This window comes from Leyella stercorea DSM 18206, from assembly GCF_000235885.1.
Taxonomy (GTDB): domain Bacteria; phylum Bacteroidota; class Bacteroidia; order Bacteroidales; family Bacteroidaceae; genus Prevotella; species Prevotella stercorea.
This window is the reverse complement of sequence record NZ_JH379441.1, coordinates 24,248-45,208: the sequence shown is the minus strand read 5'-3', so window position 1 is coordinate 45,208 and position 20,961 is coordinate 24,248. Positions and strand designations below refer to the sequence as shown.

Sequence of the window (20,961 nt, the reverse complement as noted above, 5' to 3'; positions counted from 1 at the left end):
GGTGCACTTGTCTCAAGTGCACCAACAGAGGTGGTGTTGTGTAGTTCTTGGTTGGTTGGTGCTGTTCTTGATTGGTTTGTACAGTTCTTGGCTGATTTGTGCGCTTCTTGGTTGGTTGGTGCACTTGAGACAAGTGCACCCCCTATAAGTGCAAAACATCAACTCATGCCATCCGCATCGGTCGGCGCAGACATCCGCATCGGTCGGCGCAGACATCCGCATCGGTCGACGCAGACATCCGCGTCGGTCGATACGAGACGGAGAAGATGAAGATATGTAGAGCAGAAGATGTGTTAAAGGATGCAAAAAGTGGAGTTTGCTTGTAACATTTCCCCTTTTCGTTCGTCGTCAATATAGAAACACCCAAACATACACCCTCAATAATAACGAATAATATGGACTATAAATATATAAACCAACTTCTGGAACGCTACTGGAATGGCGAGACATCGCTTGAGGAAGAGCAGATACTGCGCTCGTTCTTCAGTCAGTTGTGTGTGCCGGAGGAACTCGCCAAGTACCGTCCGCTCTTCAACTACGAGCAGACCGAAACGAAGACCGACCGCCTCGGCGACGACTTCGACGAGCGTATCATGTCCATGATTGACGAGCCACAGGAGATAAAGGTGAAGGCGCAGCCGATACATATCAGCCAGCGTTTCGCGCCGCTCTTCAAGGCAGCAGCAATGGTGGCTATCGTGCTCACGCTGACGCAGGCAGCCCAGTTCTCGTTCCAGAGCCACGATGCGGGCAACACCGCAATGCCAGGCAGCTACTCTTCGCGCCCAGTGCAGGGCGTGTCGGTTGCGCTGAACGATTCAGCCCACCTCGACTCGATGAAAAAGGCTGCCATGGAGGCTGTGCCGCAGCAGATGGAGCAGCACGACATCTCCATGCTCAAGTAAAGGTAACAACGAAATTTCTATGCTTTCTCAATAAAATCATGTTTAGTTAAAACACCAAAAGTTCGAGGCTGTGAAGCCTTTGACTCTCTTAAATTTTTCATAACATACTAATGATTGGCTTGCCACACGACCCTCTTGGAGGTGTCGTGTGGCAAGTTCTTTTTTAATAAACGCATAAAAAACGGCTGATTTTCAAAAGTTTTGTCTAACTTTGCAAGCGATAATTATCGCATCTTTTCATACATATTGCCGTATGAAATCAGTCTACGACATGACAACTTTCAAAATATAATTTATGCGAACTCAACTATTAACAACAATTTTTGTTTTGTTATCTGTGGCTCTCCCTGGTCTGGCACAGAAGCGAACCTTTGCTGACGCACAGAAAGTGGCAGCCGATTTCTTTCAGTCGAAGGACAACAACGCCAAGGTCTGTGCTTTACGTGTCAACAGTAAGTGCGGTCGCAAGCTGCTTAAGCGTGCTGCCAGTGCTACTCAAGAGGCTACAGATGCTTACTATCTGTTCGCCAACGAGGACAATAACCGATTGCTCGTAGTGTCGGGCGACGAGCGTATGCAGCGCATCCTCGGCTACACCGACCACGCTCTTGTAGGCAATGCTATCCCCGACGGACTTGCCGACCTGCTCGAAGGCTACGCAGCGCAGTACGCTGCACTCGGAGCCGTGCCCACCATATCTGTATCCAACGCCCCTGCACGCTCCGCCCTCTACAAAGGCGAGCGTCAGCTGCAGACCGCAGCATGGGGACAATGGGATCCGTTCAACCGCATGACACCACAGACGTACCCCACAGGATGCGCAGCGACAGCGATGGCTATCGTGATGCGCTATCACCAGTGGCCTGACGTAGGCAACGGCAGCAAGACACACATCTGGATGGACTCGGTGATGACAGCCAAATTCGGCGAGACCCACTACGACTGGGCGAACATGCCGATGAGCTACGAGAAGTTCAACGACACGCAAGCCACCGCTGTGGCTCTGCTCATGCGCCATTTGGGCATATCGGTGGAGATGTACTACGCAGCCGAGAGCAGTGGCGCACGCCAGACATTAGTGCCGCAGGCTCTTGCGCAGTACTTCCGCTATGGCTCGACAGCGCGTCTGCTCACCGCCAGCGACTACGATGCCGCTACGTGGGACCGCATGATGCGCAAGGAGATTGACAGCAACCGCCCGGTCATCTACACCGGCGAGTCGATACAGGGACGCGGTGCACACGGCTTCGTGCTCGACGGCTACCGCGACAACCTCTTCCACTTCAACTTCGGATGGAACGGCAGCGGCAACGGCTACTTCGCCATCTCGGCTATAACATCCACCGACCGCTCGTTCGAGTTCGCCAACAAGCAGCAGGCAGTGATAGGCATCACTCCGCTCAAGGCAGAGAACTGTGCACCGCTCCAGCTCGACTGCCAAGGCAAGTACGAGGGCTTCTACACCACGCTCACCACGCTGAAGGCTGGCGAGAAGCAGAGCGTACACCTCTCGGACCTTTCTGCACTCACCACATGGCAAGGCAAGATGCAGTGGAACCTGTGCCACGCCGACGGTTCTGTGGTTGAGGCGTTGGGCAGCAAGCAGGTGCAGATGAACGGAGGCAGCACGCAGAGTCTCGATTTCGAGTTCGCAGCTGCCAATAACGCTGTCAAGGGCGACTATCTGCGGCTCGTGGCGTGCACAGACGGCTCAGCGAAGTGGCTGCCGGTGCTCAATGCGTTGGGCAAGGAAGTGATTGTAGAAGCCTACGAGCGCAAGGTGCCCGTGGTAGAGGTGGTGAGCGATACGAAGAACGTCACTATCAACAGCAGCAACCCAAACAATAAGACATTCAACGGAAAGCCGTTGCTCGGATCATCATATATATATAATGTGGACTTCAATAGCTCTGTTGAGAAGAGCATCGACATGCTGCGACTCGCAGGTGGGGCGTTCGTGGCTCACACCGCCGACGCCGTGGTGCTCACCGCCGACACGCTCTACATCAAGGCGAAGGGCTACACGGCAGCAGAGCTCGTGGCTCAGTGCAGCGTAGACGTGGAGAAGGCAGGACAGTTGGAGGCTGCTATGCAGAAGGCTGTGGCTGATGCCGATGCAGTGGAGGCACTCACCGTAACAGGCACTCTGAACAACACCGACCTGCAGTACCTATCTTCGCTGCAGTCGCTGCAGCAGCTGAACCTCGAAAACGCCACAACACCGCAAGGCTTGTTCGGTGCTACGTTCAAAGACTTCAGCCGACTCACCAACTGCGTTCTGCCACGCTCGTTGAAGCAGATAGGCAGTGAGACGTTTAAGAATTGCTACGTGCTGCGTTCCATTTCGCTGCCCGTATGCTTGCAGGCTACCGGCAGCAAGCTGTTCAGCGGCTGCCAGGCACTCACCGACATATATGCTCATCCGTCGTCGCCCGACTGCGTTGCTGCCGATGCGTTTGAAGGATTGAGCACCCCGGGCAAGGTCACCGTACACGTGCAGCAAGGCTTGGCTGGCGCGTTCCAGCAGAGCAGCAAGTGGAGCATGTTCGCACGCTTCGTCGACGACCTGCCCGCACTGCCACAGCGTTTCACCTATGGCGGTGTCGACTATAAAGCCATATATGACGGCGACGGCAACTTCGCCGAGGTCACCTTCCCGAGTGGCGAGATGTACCATGGCGCAATAACCATCCCAGCCACCATCAACTACGAGGGGCTCGAATACACCGTGCGTGGTTTCGACAACACCGACGGCATGTCGCCGTTCGTGGGCAATATGTTCATTACATCGCTCACGCTCGAACTGAACATCGAGCGCCTTCGCGCAATGCTCTTCATGGGATGCACCAATCTTGAGCACCTGCAGCTGCCCTCTACGCTACGCCATATCGACAGCGAGTGCTTCCGCAACTGTCCGATGCTCAAGCAGATTACACTGCCGGCAAGCATCGAGACACTTGGCGACAACGCATTCTGCGGATGCCAGTACCTTACCGACATCTACTGCTACGCGATGACACCGCCCGAAGGCAGCAACACCGACAGCTATCCCTTCGCACAGTGCCGTCCGCAGAACGTTACGCTGCATGTGCCGGCTTCGAGCGAGGCTGCATATCGTGCTACGGGCTTCTGGACAAAGTTTGGCAACGTTGTAGCCGACCTGCCCGATGCTCCGGTCGACGGCATAACCGCCACCGCCGGCCTCCACACCTCTCTCCCCATGAAGGCAGCTGGCAAGCAGTGGATAACGCTCCACATGCAGCAGGCGCAGCAGGTAGGCATCTACTCGCTCAGCGGTATGCTGATGCGCGTAGTGCAGCTTCAGAAGGGCGCGAACACAGTGTGGCTTGACGATATAAGCATAATAAAATAAAAACATATAAGTATGAAAGATATTTGTTGCATAGGACACATCACAAAAGACAAGATTATCACCCCACGCCAGACAGTATATATGGCAGGTGGTACGTCTTTTTACTTCTCTTATGCTATCAACCATCTGCCCGACAACGTGTCGTTCCAGCTTGTGACAAAGTTGGGCGAGGGCGAGATGAAAGCCGTTGACGACATGCGCAACGTGGGCATCGACGTGCTCACATACCCCAGTCGCCACACCGTTTACTTCGAGAACAAGTATGGCGAGAACCAAAACGACCGCACACAGCGTGTGCTCGAACGTGCCGACCCGTTCACCATCGAGGAGATGAAGAGCGTAGACGCACGTGTCTATCACCTCGGCACACTGCTCAACGACGATATCTCGCCAGAGCTTGTGAAGTATCTCTCTACAAAGGGCAAGATATCCATCGACGCGCAGGGCTATCTGCGCGAGGTGCGCAATCAGCAGGTGTTCGCTATCGACTGGGCTGACAAGCGCGAGATACTCGCAAACACCGATATCATAAAGGTGAACGAGCACGAGATGGAGGTCATCACCGGATTGCGCAACCCACGTATGGCAGCCCTTCGCTTGGCGGAGTGGGGTGTGAAGGAGGTGTGCGTGACGCTCGGCAGCTACGGTTCCATCATCCTTGTCGACGGCGAGTTCCACGAGATACCGGCTTACGAGCCGAAGGAGATAGTAGACGCTACGGGCTGTGGCGACACCTATTCGGCAGGCTATCTGTGGTGTCGTGCGCAAGGCATGGACGTAGAGGAGTCGGGACGCTTCGCTGCTGCTATGTGTACACGCAAGCTCGAGCACAGCGGACCATTTGAAGGCACTGTCGAAGACGTGCAAGCCGTGCTCGCTACAACCCCGTGCTTCAACGAGTACGCTGAGTAGTTCGTACTTTACATATTTATTAGTATAAAAGAAAAGTGGCACCTGTACCCAGTACAAGTGCCACTTTTAGTGTGTTTATACGCCGGTTTACTTGTCCGTAACCTCTACTATCGGGTTGCCGGTGCACGCATCCGGCATCTGTATGTGCAGCAGCGAGCATACTGTAGGTGCGGTGTCGTCCATGTGAGTCTGGCGATTGGTATATCCGGGCTTGATGTTCCAACCCATGAAGATGAGCGGAATGTGTGTGTCAGCCGGAGTCCATGTGCCGTGCGACGAGCCGAGGAAGTCCTTAGCTACGGGCCACTCGAAGTAGTTGATGCGCGGCATGAGGATGATATCGCCCGAGCGGCCATGGTAGTAGCCGTTGATGACGCGCTCGCGAACCCACTGCGGAGCCGACGCATAAGCCGCCTTCTCGTAGTCGATGACCCACTGCAGGTCGGGGTCGGTCTTCAGTATGCGTATAGCCGCAGCCTTCACCTTCTCAAGGCAGAGCTTGTTCTGCGCTAACAGTTCGTGGTCGAGATACAAGCCCTCGCCGATAACATCCTTGGCATACTTGATGTCGAGTCCGAACTCTGCCTTCAGCTTCTCGTTGAGGTCGCGCATCTTTGCGCCCATGTCGCAACCGCCACCAGGCAGCTTGTGCTCCTTCAGTGTGTTCGGATTGTGACTTCCGCCGTGGTCAGCGGTGAGAAACAGCAGGTAGTTGCCCTTGCCCACCTGCGCGTCGAGTGCTTCGAGGAACTTCTTCATGTCGCGGTCGAGCGTGAGGAACACCTCTTCGTTCTCCTTACCAGGCGAGAGCCATGTGCCCGTCTTGTGGCTGATGGCATCGGTAGATGAGATGCTGATGCAGAGCATGTCGGGTGTTTCGCCCTTGCCCAGCTGCTCGTTCTTCAGCGCAGCCTCCGCCATGTTGAATGTGAGCGTTACGCCGTCGGCACCCGACTTCGGGTCGTAGCCCTTCTTCATGCCCGCTTCGCGGTTGAACTTCTTCACCCAGTCGGGCAGCTTCTCCATGTAGTAGGAACTTGTGATGAAGCCAGCCACCGACTTGTCGTACCAGTAGGCAGCGTTGGCAGAGTGTCCGGCAGGCAGTATGGAGGCGCGGTCCTTCAGTGCGATGCCGATAACCTTCGAGCGGAAGTCGGTAGCGCAGCGCAGCATATCGCCGATGGTGGTGCCGAGCAGGTTCTTCGGCGACATGTTGCCAGCCTTTGAGTCGGTGCCCACGCCCTTCACTGTGGGGTCGTCGGTGCAGTAGATGCGCTTACCGTCGAGATAGAAGTCGTTGCTCGGGATGCCGTTGGCAGCAGGCACGGCGCCTGTGTAGATAGAGGAGTGTCCCACGCCGGTGATGGTAGGCACGTAGTTGAGCATCTGGTTGTCGCACGAGAAGCCTTCAGCCATGAGGCGCTTCATGCCGCCTTCGCCGAATTTGTCGTAGTAATAATACATGTAGTCCCAACGCATTTGATCGATAACAAGACCGACAACGAGCTTCGGACGAGCTACTTGTGCAGAGGCAGTGAGCGCCACGATGCACACGAGGAGTGATAGGAAGATTTTTTTCATTTTGTGTTTTGGCTTTTTTATTGTTGTTTGTTTGATTGCTTGTTTGCTGATAGGCCTTTCTAAGCCTTCTTGAGCCTCTTTAAGCCGAGGGTACTAAGCCTCTTTAAGCCTTCTTAAGCCTTTCTAAGCCTTTCTAAGCCGAGGGTGGGGAGGGGCTTTAGTACGTGAACGAGCTGCCTCCGAGGAACTCTCTCAGGAGCGAGGTCGGTGGGAGCACGGAGTGGTCGATGGCGTTGAAGTAGCTGAGGAACTTGCGTAGGCGATAAGCTTCGGCATACTCCTCGCAGTTCTCCGGAACTTGTTCGAGCAGCGGCTCTGCCTGTGTCTTGATGGCAGCTAATTCGTATATCATCGCCGTGTTGAACATCGTGTCGGCGTTCTCCTGATAAGGGAATATCCACTTGTTTTCGCCGGCACGCACACTGGGCCAACGGCGTATGGTGTCGCGAGCCGAACAACCACGATACTTATAGTCGCGCACGATGCGGCGGAGCAGACGGTTGTCGGTGGTAGGGATGTAGTTGTGCTCGTCGAGCAGTATGGTGGTGAGTGCCGAGGCGTACACACGATACTTCAGTTTCTCGTCGATCTGCGCCGTCAGTTCGGGGTTGAGCGCGTGGATGCCCTCCACCACGAGCACGTCGTTCGGCTCCATGCGCATCAGCTTGCCACTCATTTCGCTGCGACCGGTCTGAAAGTTGTAACGCGGCAACTCCACCTCCTCGCCGGCGAAGAGCTGCAGCAGCTGTTTGTTGAACAGTTCGAGGTTGAGCGCGTAGAGCGACTCGTAGTCGTAGTCGCCCTGAGCGTCGAGCGGAGTCTTGTCGCGGTCGACGAAGTAGTCGTCGAGCGAGATAGGCACGGGGCGGACACCGTTGCAGAGCAGCTGTATGGAGAGACGCTTGCACGTCGTGGTCTTGCCCGACGACGACGGACCAGCGATGAGCACCATCTTCACACGCGACTCGTGTGCGATGTTCTCCGCAATCTTCGCGATCTTCTTCTCCTGCAATGCCTCCGACAGATTGATGATATCGATGGTGTGCCCCTGGCTCACAGCCTCGTTGAACGTGCCTACGGTAGACATGCCAAGCAGGTTCTGCCAGCGGTGATGCTCCTGGAAGATATCGAACATCTTGTCCTGACGCACCAGTGCTCCGAGCTGCGTCGGGTCCTCGCGCGAGGGTATGCGCAGCAGCAGACCGTCGTAGTACTTCTCTATACCGAAGAGTGTGAGCTGCGCCGTGTTGATGAGCATCGTGCCGTAGAAGTAGTCGACGAAGCCCTCTATATCATAATATGTAGTGTAGAGCTTACCCGTAGTGCGCAGCAGCATCGCCTTCGACTTATAGCCGAGCCCCTCGAAGAGGCGTATCGCCTCGTCGGTAGGTACCTGGTGGCGACGTATCTTCAGACGGCGGTCGACGAGGCTCTGCATCTCGCGGCGTATCTTGTCTACGTCAGCCGTGGTAACGGGGCGACCCAAGCGCAGGTCGCAGTAGTAGCCGTTGCTCACCGGAATGTCGATGACGACGTTGCTCTCCGGAAACAGCTTGTGCACCGCCTTGCAGAGCACGAAGAAGAGCGTGCGTGTATAGGCGCGGATGCCCGACGACGACGTTACGTCCAAATACTCAATGTCCTTCGGGTTGTACACACGATAATGCAGTCCTTCTACCTTGTTGTTCACCTTTGCGCTCACCGGAGGGTAAGGCATCTGCACATCAAGCTGAGAAAAAATGTCAGAAAGTGTACTTCCTGTTGCTACTTTCAAAGTTTTTTTATTATTTTTGCAACGGATTTGTATCATCTGTTTCATTTGGCTAAAGCTTTTAAGGGTTTTACATAGAAATCTATCAAAAGAGGCTTTGAACTACCTATTAAGTACTTGCCAATAACAAAGGTACTCTGTTTTTTCGACACAACGCGCATAAATGCCACATAAATTATATTAAAATAATATGTCGATTTGGATTATTTTTAAGATCATCGGTTCATTGGCGCTCCTCATCTACGGTATGAAGGTGATGAGCGAGGCTCTGCAGAAGATGGCAGGCTCACAGCTCCGCCATATTCTTGGCGCAATGACCACCAACCGCTTCACCGGACTGCTGACCGGTATGTTTGTAACAACCTCGGTACAGTCGTCTACGGCTACCACGGTGATGACCGTTTCGTTTGTCAACGCCGGACTGCTAACCCTTGCTCAAGCCATCTCTGTTATTATGGGTGCCAATATCGGCACTACGTTCACGGCGTGGATTATGACGCTTGGCTTCTCTTTCAACATGGCGAACCTCGTGTTCCCCGCGTTCTTCATAGCCCTGTTGCTCATCTACAGCAAGCGCCACCGTTATATCGGCGACTTCCTCTTCGGTGTGGCATTCATGTTCTTCGCTATCTCTACGCTCGGCGCAACGGGTAAGGAGATGGACCTCAGCCATAACCAAGCAGTGATTGACTTCTTCGCTTCCTTCGACAAGGAGAGCTATCTCACCATATTCTCGTTCCTCGGTCTTGGCACCATACTGACGTTCTGTATGCAGTCGTCGGCAGCCCTCATGGCTATCACCATGGTGCTCTGTTCGTCGGGCGTGCTACCCATCTACATGGGCATTGCGCTTGTGCTGGGCGAGAACATCGGCACCACCATCACCTCCAACATCGCAGCCATGGGCGCCAACACACAGGCACGCCGCGCTGCCTTCGCCCACCTCACGTTCAACGTGTTCGGTGTGATATGGGTGCTCTGCGGTTTCTATCCGTTCATCGACATGGTGTGCAGCTTCGTAGGTGTCAACCCACATGCCGACCATATCGACGCAGCACGCCTCTCGGTAGTGCTCGCTGCCTTCCACACTACGTTCAATGTATGCAACACAGCCGTGCTTATCTGGTTCATCCCGCAGATGGAACGCTTCGTGTGCTACGTCATCAAACCTTCTAACCGCAAGGACGAGGACGACTTCCGTCTGCGCTATATCGGTGGCACTTCAATCATGAAGACACCGGAGCTCTCGGTGCTTGAGGCACAGAAGGAGATACAGTCGTTCGCTGAACGCATACAGCGTATGTTCGGTATGGTACGCGAGCTGCTCGGCGTGAAGGACGAGGCAAAGTTCAACAAACTCTATACACGCATTGAGAAGTACGAGAGTATCTCGGACAATATGGAGATAGAGATTGCCAACTACCTCAACAACGTCAGCGATGCACACCTCTCTGACGACACCAAGGCGAAGATACGCGCCATGCTCCGCGAGATTTCGGAGATAGAGTCAATCGGCGACTCATGCTACAACGTGGCACGCACACTCAGCCGCAAACTCAAGGGCAAGGAAGACTTCACCGAGAAGCAGTACGAGCACCTGCACCAGATGTTGGAGCTCACCGACGATGCGCTCACACAGATGAACGTGATGCTCACCGGCCGTCGCGACTCGCTCGACGTCAACCGCTCTTTCAACGTGGAGAACGAGATAAACAACTACCGCAACCAGCTCCGCTCGCAGAACATCAACGACATCAACGACCACAAGTACACCTACGCCATCGGCACAATGTATATGGACATCGTGTCGGAGTGCGAGAAGCTTGGCGACTATGTGGTGAATGTAGTTGAGGCTCGTATGGGCACACGCCAGCACACGGCTTAGAAAAGTAAAAAGGTAAAAAATAGGGGGTGCACTTGTCTCAAGTGCACCAACATAGCAAAGGTGCATTTATTTTATGTTGGTGCAGTTTTTTGCTTTGTTGGTGCAGTTAGGACAAGTGCACTTTTTTTGCTTTGTAGGTGCACTTGAGACAAGTGCACCCCCTATAGAATCTGTATGCTGAGCGTTTGCTTGTCGAACTTGACGCTCTTCCGACCAATATAATCGTCAATGAAGCCTTGGTCTGCCAGCTCGTGCGGTGTGCCGTCGTGCAATGCACCGTCGGCGAGTAGCCATAAGCGGTCGGCAGTCTGCAGGGCAGTCTCAAGGTCGTGTGTAGAAAGAAGAATTGTTTTGCGCTCCTCGTGGGCAAGACGTTGCAATAGCAACATCAAGTCAATCTTGCCAGGGAAGTCGAGAAAGGCTGTAGGCTCGTCGAGCAGTATTACAGGTGTCTGTTGCGCGAGCGACTTCGCTATCATCACCTTCTGCATCTCGCCGTCGCTGAGGGTGCACACGCGGCGTTCAGCCATCGCTGTTATGCCCACGCTCTCGATAGAGTGGCGCACGATGCGGCGGTCGTCAGCGGAGAGACGGCCCCAGAAGCCGGTGTAGGGGGCGCGTCCGAGTGCCACGAGTTCCTCGACGGTCATGTTGCGCACGTCGGGGCGCGAGGTGAGCACGATGGAGAGCATACGCGAGAGGTGGGTAGGCTTCAGTGTGCTGATATCGTTGTCGCCTATCAGCACCCTGCCGTCAATCGACGGTTGCAGGCGTGCTATGGTGCGCAGCAGCGTCGACTTGCCCGTGCCGTTATGGCCGATAAGGCAAGTGAGTGTGCCGGGCAGAGCCGTAGCGTTGAGGTCGGAAGCTACGCAGCACGCACCAAAGGGGTGCAGCTGTCTCAGCTGCACCAACCGCTGGGATTCATTGCTTTGCTGGTGTACTTGAGACAAGTGCACCCCCTGATTGGTGTTGTTGCTTTGTTGGTGCACTTGGGACAAGTGCACCCCCTTTTTTGAGTAACCAACGGTGAGGTGGCAGAGTTCTATGGAGAGTTCTTCGTTCATTGGCGGTGGAATGTGGCGATAGTGTTATGGTCGTACACCTTGTGGCTCACAAGGCGCACGTTGGTGGGCAGTTTAGGAGCCGCGGTGCCACCACTAACGCAGAACGGAGCCGTCTCCACGCGTATTTCGTCCCACGCATCAGCGTCGATGAACGACTGCAGCGTGCGTGCTCCGCCCTCCACGATGAGCGACTGGCACTTCTCCCGGTGCAGCCATTCGAGCAATTGCGGAATGACAGGCTTCGAGAAGTCCAAACCATCGAAGGCAGGCTGACGGCGGTCGATCACTATGCGGCGCGGTGCCTTGCCCGCCCAGTGGCGCACGTCGAGACGCGGCTGTTCACGTTCGTTGGTGATGCGTCCCACGAGAATGGCATCGTTCTCGGCGCGCAGTTTGTGAACAAGCGTCTTTGTGAACGGTGTGGATATGGCGCACGCCACGCCGTTGTCGTCGAGAAAGGCGTTGGCGGTCTGCGCCCACTTCAGTATGATGTACGGTCTGCGCTTTTCGTTGAACGTGATGAAGCGGCGGTTCAGTTCGCGACACTCCTCTTCGAGCACACCCACCGTCACCTCGATGCCGGCATCGCGCAGCTTCTGTATGCCACGACCCTGCACGGCTGCGAACGGGTCGACGCAGCCCACGACGCAGCGGCGTACACCTTTCCTTATAATAAGGTCAGCGCATGGCGGCGTCTTGCCGTAGTGGGAGCATGGCTCCAGACTGACGTATATCGTAGCTTCGCTGAGCAGCACCTCGTCCTCGGGGCGCACCGATGCGAACGCGTTCACCTCGGCATGTCCTTCGCCGCAGCGCACGTGGTAGCCTTCGCCGATGATACGTCCGTCGGCAGCCACTATAACAGCGCCCACCATGGGGTTGGGCTTAGCATTCTGTCGTCCGTTGGCAGCGAGCTGAAGGCAGCGGCGCATGTAAAGTTGGTCCATAACTAATTAAAGGTCAAACAATGTCTTTTCCTCTCCTGCGTACGCCTCGAAGTATGGCGGTTCGTCGCGCAGCTCGATGTCATCGTATATGAAGTCGAGCACCACGGTCTCCTTGCCGTCGGGCATCACCAAGCCCATCTTGCCGTCGCGCTGCGCAATGACCGGCAGCGAGCGGAGGTCGTCGACGTAGACATACGGTGTGCGGAGGAAGTCGTAGTGAGCAGGCACGAGCACGTTGCCCTGATGATCCTTGATGCCGAACTTGCCGTTTTCCTCGTACACCTCGTGATACTGCTCGTACTTCTCGCGTATGCGGTTGAGGTAGAACACCATCTTGCGCTTGTTGTTCACCAACTCCACGAGGTAGGCGAACGTGTCGGAGTAGTTAGCCATGGCACGTGCGAGCACCACCTTGAAATCGAGACCCGATATCACCTTGCGGTTCAGGTCGATGTAGCGGGCGATAGCCTTCTCCTTCTCGGGCACGGTGAGTGTAGCCAACTGCTCCTCAAACTTCAGCATGATAGCCTTCGAACCCTTCATCGCCTTGATATAGCGGTGAATTTGTCGCGCCATCTCGTCGCACACGAACTTGTCTATGCGCTCCAATTCGATACTGTCGACATAAGTATCTTCAAAGTTTTCTTGCGTTATCTTCTTTTCCATAGTAACTGTTATCTTAGTATATATTTAGGTTATACAAATCAGCATTAATTGCATCTGTACTGCCAAAAGTACTATAAATTTGCGAAATGTCAAAAGAATACATATAAAAAACATCGTTTTTTCTAAAATTAGTAGTAATTTTGTTGCGCATCGAGAGAGCTATAAACATCCGTAAAGAATAGCAATACACATCCTGAAGAAATAACTATAAACATCCGTAATATGAAGAAAATCACTACACTACTGCTCATGCTGTTGCTCGTTGCGACAGCAGCAAACGCAAAGTTCGCCTATTGGGGCTATTGCGACAAAGACATCGTAGGCGCTTACGGCTCCTCAGCCTACGGCAAGGCAGCCATTTATGTCCCCGCTGAGGTGGCGCAGCTGTACAAGGGCTGTCAGCTCACAGGCGTGCGTGTCGGCTTAGCTGCCCAGGCAAGCAAGCTGAGCGTGTTCGCTACTACCGACCTTAACGCTACACCATTCGCACAGAAAGTGAGCGACAAGGCTAACAAGGGCAACAACATCGTGAAGTTCGACGCAGCATATACCATCACCGGCGAGGCGTTCTACATCGGCTACGAAGTGAGCGGACTGGACGCATGCATAGGCTATGTAGCCAACAAGACAGCCTACTCTAACTATACCGACTTCGGCAACGGATGGGTTGACAACGCAGCCAACGGAGCCAACGCTCTCTCGCTCACTGCACGCATCGAGGCAGACAACCTGCCCGTTGACCTCAGCGTGATGGGCTTGCGCGACATCGCTACAAAGGAGAACGAGCCGTTCAACGTATCGGCTAAGGTGGTGAATCTCTCGGCTACGAAGCTCTACAGCTACCGCATCGGCTACAGCGTGGACGGCGGCGAGGAGCAGTTCGTAGACTTCGAGGAGACACTCGGCGACCGCAGCGAGAACGTGTTCAGCTTCACTCACCCCGGCATCAAGACCAAGGGCACACACAAGCTGAAGGTGCGCGTTGTGGTTGATGAGGATGCGAACCCAGCCAACGACGCAGCGGAGTGCAACGTGCTGATGACATCTATCGCCACCACAAAGCGCGTGCTCATGGAGGAGGCTACCGGCATCTATTGCGGCAACTGTCCGCGCGGCATCGTCTCTATCGAGAAGTGCAAGGAGAAGTACCCCGACAACTTCATCGCTATCGCCAAGCACGCCTACGATGGCACACCGTCGGAACTGCGCTGTCCGTCGTACGAATATGCTAACTGGGGCGTATATCCGCAGGCAGCACTCGACCGCCGCGCTACGTTCGACCCCGTTCCCTCTACAACATACCAGTACATGGATGCCATCCTTGAGAAGTGTCCAGCCATTGCCGGCATCGAGACCCAGGCTAACTACGTGGCAGGCGACTATACACACATCAATGTGAACACCAATGTGCAGTTCGTGAAGGATATGACCAACTGCAGCTTCGGCATAGCATACGCCATCATCGAGGACGGCGTGACCGGCTATCAGCAGAACAACGGCTATGCAAATGGCAAATTTGGCGAGCTTGACGGATGGGAGAACAAGCCGTCGATGGCCACCGTAACGCTCAACCATGTGGCTCGTGCTGGTTTCGGCATCGTAGGCGGCATCGAGAACAGCATCCCCGTGAACGATGTGTACAGCACTACTATCTACAACCACAACACCGTGCTCAACGTTCCGTCGAACGTGCAGAACCGCAAAAATATTAAGGTAGTGGCATTCCTCATCAACCGTGGCGACCACGGCTACGTGGAGAACGCCGTAGAGGTGCCCGTGCTTGAGGCTGGCGAGACCTCTATCGCCGACATCACCTCTACACAGGCACCCGACCTCAGTCTGCGTAACGGCAGCATCGTTGCCGACGGCTTCGACGGTACACTGCAGGTGTACACCGTAGGCGGACAGCTCGTGAAGAACGCTTCGCTCGCTCGTGGTATGTACATCGTGCGTGGCACCAACGGCAAGCAGAGCTTCGTGAAGAAGATTTCGCTCTAATCAATCAAGACAAAACCAGTACTAATTAAAAAACCGAAAAAATTATGAAGAAGATAACCTCACTACTGCTTATGCTGCTGTTCGCTGTGACAGCGGCTAACGCAAAATATACCTACTGGGGATACGCCGGAAAGACGGCAGCCGACCTTCCGTATGGTAGCATCGGCACACGTCAGGGCAAGGCTGCCATATACATTCCTGCAGAAGTGGCACAGATGTACAAGGGTCTGAAGGTGACCGGTATGCGCTTCTCGCTCACCGACAAGGCTGAGACTGTGAAGGCGTTCGTAGCAAAAGACCTCAACGGTGCGTATGCTACGGAGAAGATGGCGGACATGGGCAACAAGGGTCTCAACTCAGTGCTCTTCGGCAAGGCATACACCATCACTGGCGAACCTTTCTACTTGGGCTATGAGTTCACAAGCGACATCAACGTCGTGGGTGTTACGGATGAATACTGCGAAGGTGGCAACTTCACCGACTTTGGCAAAGGATGGACAGACAACACCAAACTTACTCCTGACAATGCACCCGCACTTGCTCTGCAAATGCGTGTAGAAGGCACAGAACTACCAGTTGACGTGGCTATCTGTGGCGTGAAAAAGGTGGTGACAAACGTTGGTAGCACCTACGAGATAAAGGGCAAGCTGCTCAACTTCGCAGCTGCAAAAATAACATCGCTACGCATTGGTTATACCATCGGCAACGCAGAAGAGCAATTCGCAGACATCGAGCAGACCGTCGCTGCGCGTGCTGAGGATGAGTTCGCCATCACCTGCAACGCTCCCGATGCAAAAGGCTGCGAGAATATGAAAGTGCGCCTCGTAGAGGTGAACGGCAAGGAGGATGCTTACGCTGCCAACAACACATACACATCTACTATCGTCACAGCCAACGTGCAGGACGTAAAGCGTGTATATATGGAAGAGTACACAGGTCTTAAGTGTTCGTGGTGCGTGCGCGGTATCGAGGAGATTTCGCAGAACCACACCAAGTTCCCTGGACAGTTTGTGGCTATGGCGAAGCATTGCTTCAGCGGCACACCTACCGAGTTGGAGTGTCCTTCATATGCATACAGCGCAGGCAATGGCTTCCCGAGAGGTTCTTACGACCGTCGCCGTATTAACAACCTTAACCCTGAAGATAAAAACGAACTCTATGTGAAGGCGTTCATCAACAGCGGCTCGGTGCTCGGCATCGACGCTATCGCCAACTTCACCGATGACAACCACTCAAAGGTGAGTGCAACGGCTGTTGTGAAGTTCAACCGCGAACAGCCCAACGCCAACTACGGCTTAGCTTTCGCCGTGATTGAGAACGACGTGAAGGGCTACAAGCAGAAGAACGGCTATGCCGGTTCGGTGAAGTCCTACTACGGTTGGGAGAAGAAGGGCGGACTTGTTGCGTTAGACCTTCAGCACGTGGCTCGCCTGGGATACGAAACAAACGAGGGCATCAGCGACGTGTTCCCGAAGCAGATAAACAGCGGCGACGCATTCAGCCACACCGTTGAGCTGAACCTGCCTAATAACATTCAGAACTACAAGAACCTGAAGCTCATCGCCTTCGTCATTGATCGCAACTCGAAGTACGTTGAGAACGTGGTTGAGGTGCCTATCAAGGAAATGCAGCCCACAGAGACTGCCATCCGCGACATCAACAACGTGGAGACACCTGCCATAACATTCCTCAACGGCTACATCGACGCACTGGACTTCGACGGCAAGATCAGCGTCTACACCGTGGACGGCAAGGCTGTAGCGAACACCAACCTCAAGCCAGGCATGTACATCGTGCGCCTGACCAAGGGCAAGCAGACATTCGTGAAGAAGATTGTGCTCTAAGCACGCTTACGGCATACAGTAAGGCGCCAGAACTTGTTCGAGTTCTGGCGCTTCTTATTTAGGATGCCATACCCTCCTATAATACACAAAAAAACTAAAAAACTTTTGTACATTATTATATTTACAGTAACTTTGCATAAATTGGATAAATAACAGAAAAAGAGTAGGATAATTAACATAATACAGACAAAAAGAACTATGCAAGAAACAAGACAAAACCGTATAGCACGTCTCCTGCAGAAGGAGCTAAGCCTCATATTCCAGAGCCAGACCCGCGCCATGCACGGCGTAATGGTCAGCGTTACACGCTGTCGTGTGTCGCCCGACCTCAGCATCTGTACCGCCTATCTCAGCATCTTCCCCTCGGAGAAGTCGGACGAACTGCTGAAGAACGTGGCTGCCAACGAGAAGTCTATCCGCTACGAGTTAGGCACACGCGTGCGCAACCAGCTACGCATCATTCCCGAGCTACGCTTCTTCGTAGACGACTCGCTCGACTACATCGAACGTATTGATGAACTGTTGAAAAAATAAGGTTGGTGTGGTGAGATGATGAGGTGGTGAGATGATGTGGTGGTGAGATGTTGATGTGGTGATGTGGTGAGATTTGTCATTTAGCTATAAACTAATGTCAACATCTCAACATCTCAACACATCACCATCTCAACCCCTCAACACTTCACCATAACAACACATAAAATCATGAAACGAAACTTTTCATTCTACGTAGCACGCCGCTACATGTTCTCGAAGAAAAGCGTGGGTGCCATCAATGTCATCAGCTTCATATCTGTGGCAGGCGTAGCGGTAGGCACGATGGCACTGGTGATTGTGCTGAGCGTGTTCAACGGCTTTCACGACCTCGTGGCATCGCTCTTCACCAACTTCGACCCGCAGATAGAGGTGGTGCCGGTGAAAGGCAAGACCATCAACGCCGACGCGCCGGAACTCGACCGAATACGTCATCTCGACTTCGTGGACGTGGCTACCGACGTGGTGGAGGATCAGGCGATAGCCGTCTACGGCGACCGCCAACGCATGGTGACCGTGATGGGCGTGGACGAGAACTTCGACCAGCTCACCAATATCAGCGATATTCTCTATGGCGACGGCGACTTCACGCTGCGTGTTGCCAACCTCTACTTCGGTGTGCCCGGCATACGGCTCGCGCAGGACTTGGGGCTCGGCGCTCGTTGGGCAGACTATCTGAAGATTTACGCCCCCGTGCGCCGTGGACAGCTCACCGACCTCGACACGCCGACCGACGGCTTCGTGGTCGACTCGCTGCTCTCGCCAGGCGTTGTTTACGCTGTGAACCAGAACAAGTACGACCGCGACCGCATCATCACGTCAATCTACTTCGCTCGCCAGCTGTTCGATCAGGACGGTATGCTCTCCTCCCTGCAACTCCGATTGAAGCCAGGCACCGACCTCAGCACGGCGAAGCGCGAGATAAAGGCAGCGGCAGGCGAGAAGTTCCGCGTGCTCGACCGTTTCGAGCAGCAGGCGGACACGTTCCGCATCATGCAGATAGAGAAAGTGCTCGCCTACGTGTTCCTCACGTTCATACTCATCGTGGCGTGCTTCAACATCATCTCCTCGCTCTCGATGCTCATCATCGACAAGAAGGACGACATCAACACGCTGCACAACCTCGGAGCCAACGACCGTCAGATACAGAGCATCTTCCTCTACGAGGGTCGCATCATATCGGCTGTCGGCGCACTTATCGGCATCGGCTTAGGACTGGCACTTTGCGGACTGCAGCAGGCGTTCGGCTTCGTGAAGATGGGCGAGAGTTCGGGCACATTCATCGTCAACGCCTACCCCGTAAGCGTTCACTACTGGGATGTGCTTGTTGTCTTCATCACCGTGATACTGATAGGCTGGGCAGCCTCGTGGATACCAGCACGACGCTTGCGCAAGCAGATACTGAACAGAATAACAACTCCATAAATAAATAGAACATGAACAAAACTCATTGCTTGACAGCAGCTCTTGCTGTCCTGCTCGCCGCTCCGACGGCAGTAGCAACGCAGACCGCTAATGCGCAGACCGTGCAGGAAGCGGCAAAGGCAAATGCCCAACAGATGATCATCCTCAGCGAGGACTTCTCGAAGATGACTTCAGGCTCGGAGAGCAACCCCGACCTCTCTTTCAACATCAACACATGCACTGGTATGCCGTCTAACGACATCTTCTACTCATGTGTGAACCCAGACTATACGCAGACACCAGGATGGGGATCGTACCAGGTCTACCCTGCCGGTGGCATGATCTACTTCAACAACACACGCGCTGACGACTACTATGCTGCGCACTTCAACACTCCGGTGTTCGACGCATCTGCCGACAACGGCATCTACTTCGTGTCGTTCCGCGCTCGTCTTATCAATAACGCACCTGACTATGCTGGTTTGGGTTATACCACACAGGACGTTACCGACCCGAAGAACCCTGCCTATACGGAGTATGGCAACGTGAAGAACATGACAAGCGAGTGGAAGGAGTTCACGCTGCGCTTTGAGCAGGGCAAGAAAGCCACACGCGTCATCTTCCGCGAGGAGGACGGCGTGAAGGTGCTGCTCGACGACTTTAAGGTCTACTACGAGAAGACAGCCGTTGGCTCGCCTAACGTGCTGCGCCACCTCTTCTATACAGGTACAAGTTTCCGCCCACGCTGGAACAAGGTTGAAGGCGCAACAAAGTATTATGTCAATGTGTATAAATCGGACGAAGAGGGTAATATTGGTGAGCAGGTTGTTACCGACCTCGAGACCACCGATACTATTTGCACCGTGCGCAATATCGTACCAGGCGTAATCTATCGTTACAACGTGACGGCTTCTGACGGCACAAGCAAGTCGCAGCCTTCACGCTACGTAGTGCTCAATGAGCTGCAGTCGCCCACACCAGACGACGTGGAGATAGCTGCTGATGGTAGCTACACCGCTACATGGGAAAAGATTCCAAACGCACTCTTCTATAATTATTATGTGTACGAGGACCGCATCGCTGAGAACGACGGCGAGTTCACACTCATCGACGAGGACTTCAACAGCGTAACCGACGCAGGTGGTTCAAAGATGGACTGGACTCCGGGCAACGAACCTAAGGATATTCAAACTCAAGCTAAGGGCTATCCTAAGGGCACAAACATGAATGGCTGCTTTGCTGCCTATTGGGCACCGCTCACAGGAGGATATGTAATGGTCGACGGATGGAACTACTTCTATGACGTTGTAAAAAATGTTCAGGATACTGAGACTGGTGAGGACCTTAAGCGCTATGCAAAGATTGAGACTCCTGTGCTCAACTTCTCTGCCGACAGCAGCGTGAAGCTGAATGTCTCGCTCTGGGGCGACTACGCATCTGACGACCTCGACAAGGAGCACAACTATCCGGAGTATCAGGTGAACGCCATCGCTGCCATCGTTGCGTTCAACCCCGAAACGGGTCTGTACGAGGAGGTGGAGCGTAAGCACTTCGACCTCGACAAGAAGACTTGGAAGAACGTAGAGTGCGAGTTTAGCAAGGGTTACGAGGACGCGAAGATTGTTATCTACGCAACCGACGGACCGAGCGTGCTTTACATCGACAACCTCAAGGTGACACAGCAGCTGAAGAAGGGTGATGCCTTCGCTACTTGCATCGAGTGTCAGCCTGGTTTGGTGGATGCTAAGGCAAGTGTCACATTGCCAGCCGACTATGCTAAGAAGAACATCTATCAGCGCGTAGTGGCAGTGAACAACCACAAGTCGCTCTTCCTCAACCTCGAGTACAACTGGTACAGCGGTCCGTCTGAACTCCAGCTCATCCACGAGGCTTCAGAGACTGCTATCAACGATGCCGCTGCCGACGCTGCTGCCGTAGAGGTAGCTCGCTACGCAGTAGACGGCACACAGCTCGCAGCTCCGCAGAAGGGTGTGAACATCGTTCGCATGTCTGACGGCACAGCACGCAAGGTTGTCGTGAAGTAATATAGGAGGGTATGGCATCCTGCCATACCCAC

Annotated in this window: 14 protein-coding genes; 9 read left to right on the top strand and 5 right to left on the bottom strand. The window is 54.1% G+C overall.

Annotated elements, in window-relative coordinates; translation table 11 throughout:
• Positions 1–395 precede the first annotated feature (395 nt).
• The 3 genes from HMPREF0673_RS08000 to HMPREF0673_RS07990 all read left to right on the top strand — a co-directional run bounded on the left by HMPREF0673_RS08000 (position 396) and on the right by HMPREF0673_RS07990 (position 5,190).
• On the top strand, positions 396–905 hold the full coding sequence (locus HMPREF0673_RS08000; RefSeq protein ID WP_007900676.1) for a hypothetical protein: 510 nt from the start codon (positions 396–398) through the stop codon (positions 903–905).
• Between the two features lie 337 nt (positions 906–1,242).
• On the top strand, positions 1,243–4,278 hold the full coding sequence (locus HMPREF0673_RS07995) for a C10 family peptidase (RefSeq protein WP_040596676.1): 3,036 nt from the start codon (positions 1,243–1,245) through the stop codon (positions 4,276–4,278).
• 12 nt (positions 4,279–4,290) lie between these two features.
• Positions 4,291–5,190 (top strand): PfkB family carbohydrate kinase, encoded by a 900-nt coding sequence (locus HMPREF0673_RS07990; RefSeq protein WP_007900672.1) that lies wholly within the window; start codon positions 4,291–4,293, stop codon positions 5,188–5,190.
• 87 nt (positions 5,191–5,277) lie between these two features.
• Here the strand turns inward: HMPREF0673_RS07990 and HMPREF0673_RS07985 are convergent, their stop codons facing one another.
• Entirely contained in the window at positions 5,278–6,771 is a 1,494-nt protein-coding gene (locus HMPREF0673_RS07985) for an alkaline phosphatase family protein (protein WP_007900669.1), read from the bottom strand.
• Between the two features lie 157 nt (positions 6,772–6,928).
• Positions 6,929–8,590, bottom strand: coding sequence for a nucleoside kinase (locus HMPREF0673_RS07980; protein WP_007900665.1), 1,662 nt, complete (start codon positions 8,588–8,590; stop codon positions 6,929–6,931).
• Positions 8,591–8,732: 142 nt separating this feature from the next.
• Between HMPREF0673_RS07980 and HMPREF0673_RS07975 the strand changes: the two genes are divergently transcribed.
• Positions 8,733–10,427 carry a Na/Pi cotransporter family protein gene (locus tag HMPREF0673_RS07975; RefSeq protein WP_007900662.1) on the top strand — a complete coding sequence of 565 codons (1,695 nt, stop codon included), beginning with the start codon at positions 8,733–8,735 and terminating at the stop codon, positions 10,425–10,427.
• A gap of 161 nt (positions 10,428–10,588) precedes the next feature.
• On the opposite strand, the gene HMPREF0673_RS07970 is transcribed toward HMPREF0673_RS07975, so the two are convergent.
• The 3 genes from HMPREF0673_RS07970 to HMPREF0673_RS07960 form a co-directional block, all read right to left on the bottom strand.
• The gene (locus tag HMPREF0673_RS07970) at positions 10,589–11,338 is read right to left on the bottom strand and encodes an ABC transporter ATP-binding protein (RefSeq protein ID WP_245544239.1); all 750 of its coding nucleotides are present in this window, start codon (positions 11,336–11,338) and stop codon (positions 10,589–10,591) included.
• 152 nt (positions 11,339–11,490) lie between these two features.
• On the bottom strand, positions 11,491–12,441 hold the full coding sequence (ribD, locus tag HMPREF0673_RS07965; protein ID WP_007900655.1) for a bifunctional diaminohydroxyphosphoribosylaminopyrimidine deaminase/5-amino-6-(5-phosphoribosylamino)uracil reductase RibD: 951 nt from the start codon (positions 12,439–12,441) through the stop codon (positions 11,491–11,493).
• A 6-nt stretch (positions 12,442–12,447) separates the two neighbouring features.
• A complete protein-coding gene (locus tag HMPREF0673_RS07960) occupies positions 12,448–13,107 on the bottom strand; it encodes a hypothetical protein (RefSeq protein WP_007900654.1) in 660 nt (219 codons plus the stop codon).
• Between the two features lie 222 nt (positions 13,108–13,329).
• Here HMPREF0673_RS07960 and HMPREF0673_RS07955 point away from each other — a divergent pair, with 222 nt between their 5' ends.
• The 5 genes from HMPREF0673_RS07955 (at position 13,330) to HMPREF0673_RS07935 (ending at position 20,929) form a co-directional block, all read left to right on the top strand.
• A complete protein-coding gene (locus tag HMPREF0673_RS07955; RefSeq protein WP_007900647.1) occupies positions 13,330–15,105 on the top strand; it encodes an Omp28-related outer membrane protein in 1,776 nt (591 codons plus the stop codon).
• Positions 15,106–15,149: 44 nt separating this feature from the next.
• Positions 15,150–16,949, top strand: coding sequence for an Omp28-related outer membrane protein (locus HMPREF0673_RS07950; protein ID WP_007900645.1), 1,800 nt, complete (start codon positions 15,150–15,152; stop codon positions 16,947–16,949).
• A gap of 198 nt (positions 16,950–17,147) precedes the next feature.
• Positions 17,148–17,483 carry a 30S ribosome-binding factor RbfA gene (rbfA, locus tag HMPREF0673_RS07945; protein WP_007900641.1) on the top strand — a complete coding sequence of 112 codons (336 nt, stop codon included), beginning with the start codon at positions 17,148–17,150 and terminating at the stop codon, positions 17,481–17,483.
• Positions 17,484–17,651: 168 nt separating this feature from the next.
• Positions 17,652–18,905: an FtsX-like permease family protein gene (locus HMPREF0673_RS07940; RefSeq protein WP_040596675.1), complete on the top strand. Its 1,254-nt coding sequence runs from the start codon at positions 17,652–17,654 to the stop codon at positions 18,903–18,905.
• 11 nt (positions 18,906–18,916) lie between these two features.
• A complete protein-coding gene (locus tag HMPREF0673_RS07935) occupies positions 18,917–20,929 on the top strand; it encodes a fibronectin type III domain-containing protein (RefSeq protein WP_007900633.1) in 2,013 nt (670 codons plus the stop codon).
• Positions 20,930–20,961 lie beyond the last annotated feature (32 nt).

Excerpts from the sequence above, each read along its gene's own strand:
- HMPREF0673_RS08000 (WP_007900676.1), top strand. The coding sequence starts at position 396 with ATGGACTATAAATATATAAACCAACTTCTGGAACGCTACTGGAATGGC.
- HMPREF0673_RS07990 (WP_007900672.1), top strand. The coding sequence starts at position 4,291 with ATGAAAGATATTTGTTGCATAGGACACATCACAAAAGACAAGATTATC.
- HMPREF0673_RS07985 (WP_007900669.1), bottom strand. The coding sequence starts at position 6,771 with ATGAAAAAAATCTTCCTATCACTCCTCGTGTGCATCGTGGCGCTCACT.
- HMPREF0673_RS07980 (WP_007900665.1), bottom strand. The coding sequence starts at position 8,590 with ATGAAACAGATGATACAAATCCGTTGCAAAAATAATAAAAAAACTTTG.
- HMPREF0673_RS07975 (WP_007900662.1), top strand. The coding sequence starts at position 8,733 with ATGTCGATTTGGATTATTTTTAAGATCATCGGTTCATTGGCGCTCCTC.
- ribD (WP_007900655.1), bottom strand. The coding sequence starts at position 12,441 with ATGGACCAACTTTACATGCGCCGCTGCCTTCAGCTCGCTGCCAACGGA.
- HMPREF0673_RS07960 (WP_007900654.1), bottom strand. The coding sequence starts at position 13,107 with ATGGAAAAGAAGATAACGCAAGAAAACTTTGAAGATACTTATGTCGAC.
- HMPREF0673_RS07955 (WP_007900647.1), top strand. The coding sequence starts at position 13,330 with ATGAAGAAAATCACTACACTACTGCTCATGCTGTTGCTCGTTGCGACA.
- HMPREF0673_RS07950 (WP_007900645.1), top strand. The coding sequence starts at position 15,150 with ATGAAGAAGATAACCTCACTACTGCTTATGCTGCTGTTCGCTGTGACA.
- rbfA (WP_007900641.1), top strand. The coding sequence starts at position 17,148 with ATGCAAGAAACAAGACAAAACCGTATAGCACGTCTCCTGCAGAAGGAG.
- HMPREF0673_RS07940 (WP_040596675.1), top strand. The coding sequence starts at position 17,652 with ATGAAACGAAACTTTTCATTCTACGTAGCACGCCGCTACATGTTCTCG.
- HMPREF0673_RS07935 (WP_007900633.1), top strand. The coding sequence starts at position 18,917 with ATGAACAAAACTCATTGCTTGACAGCAGCTCTTGCTGTCCTGCTCGCC.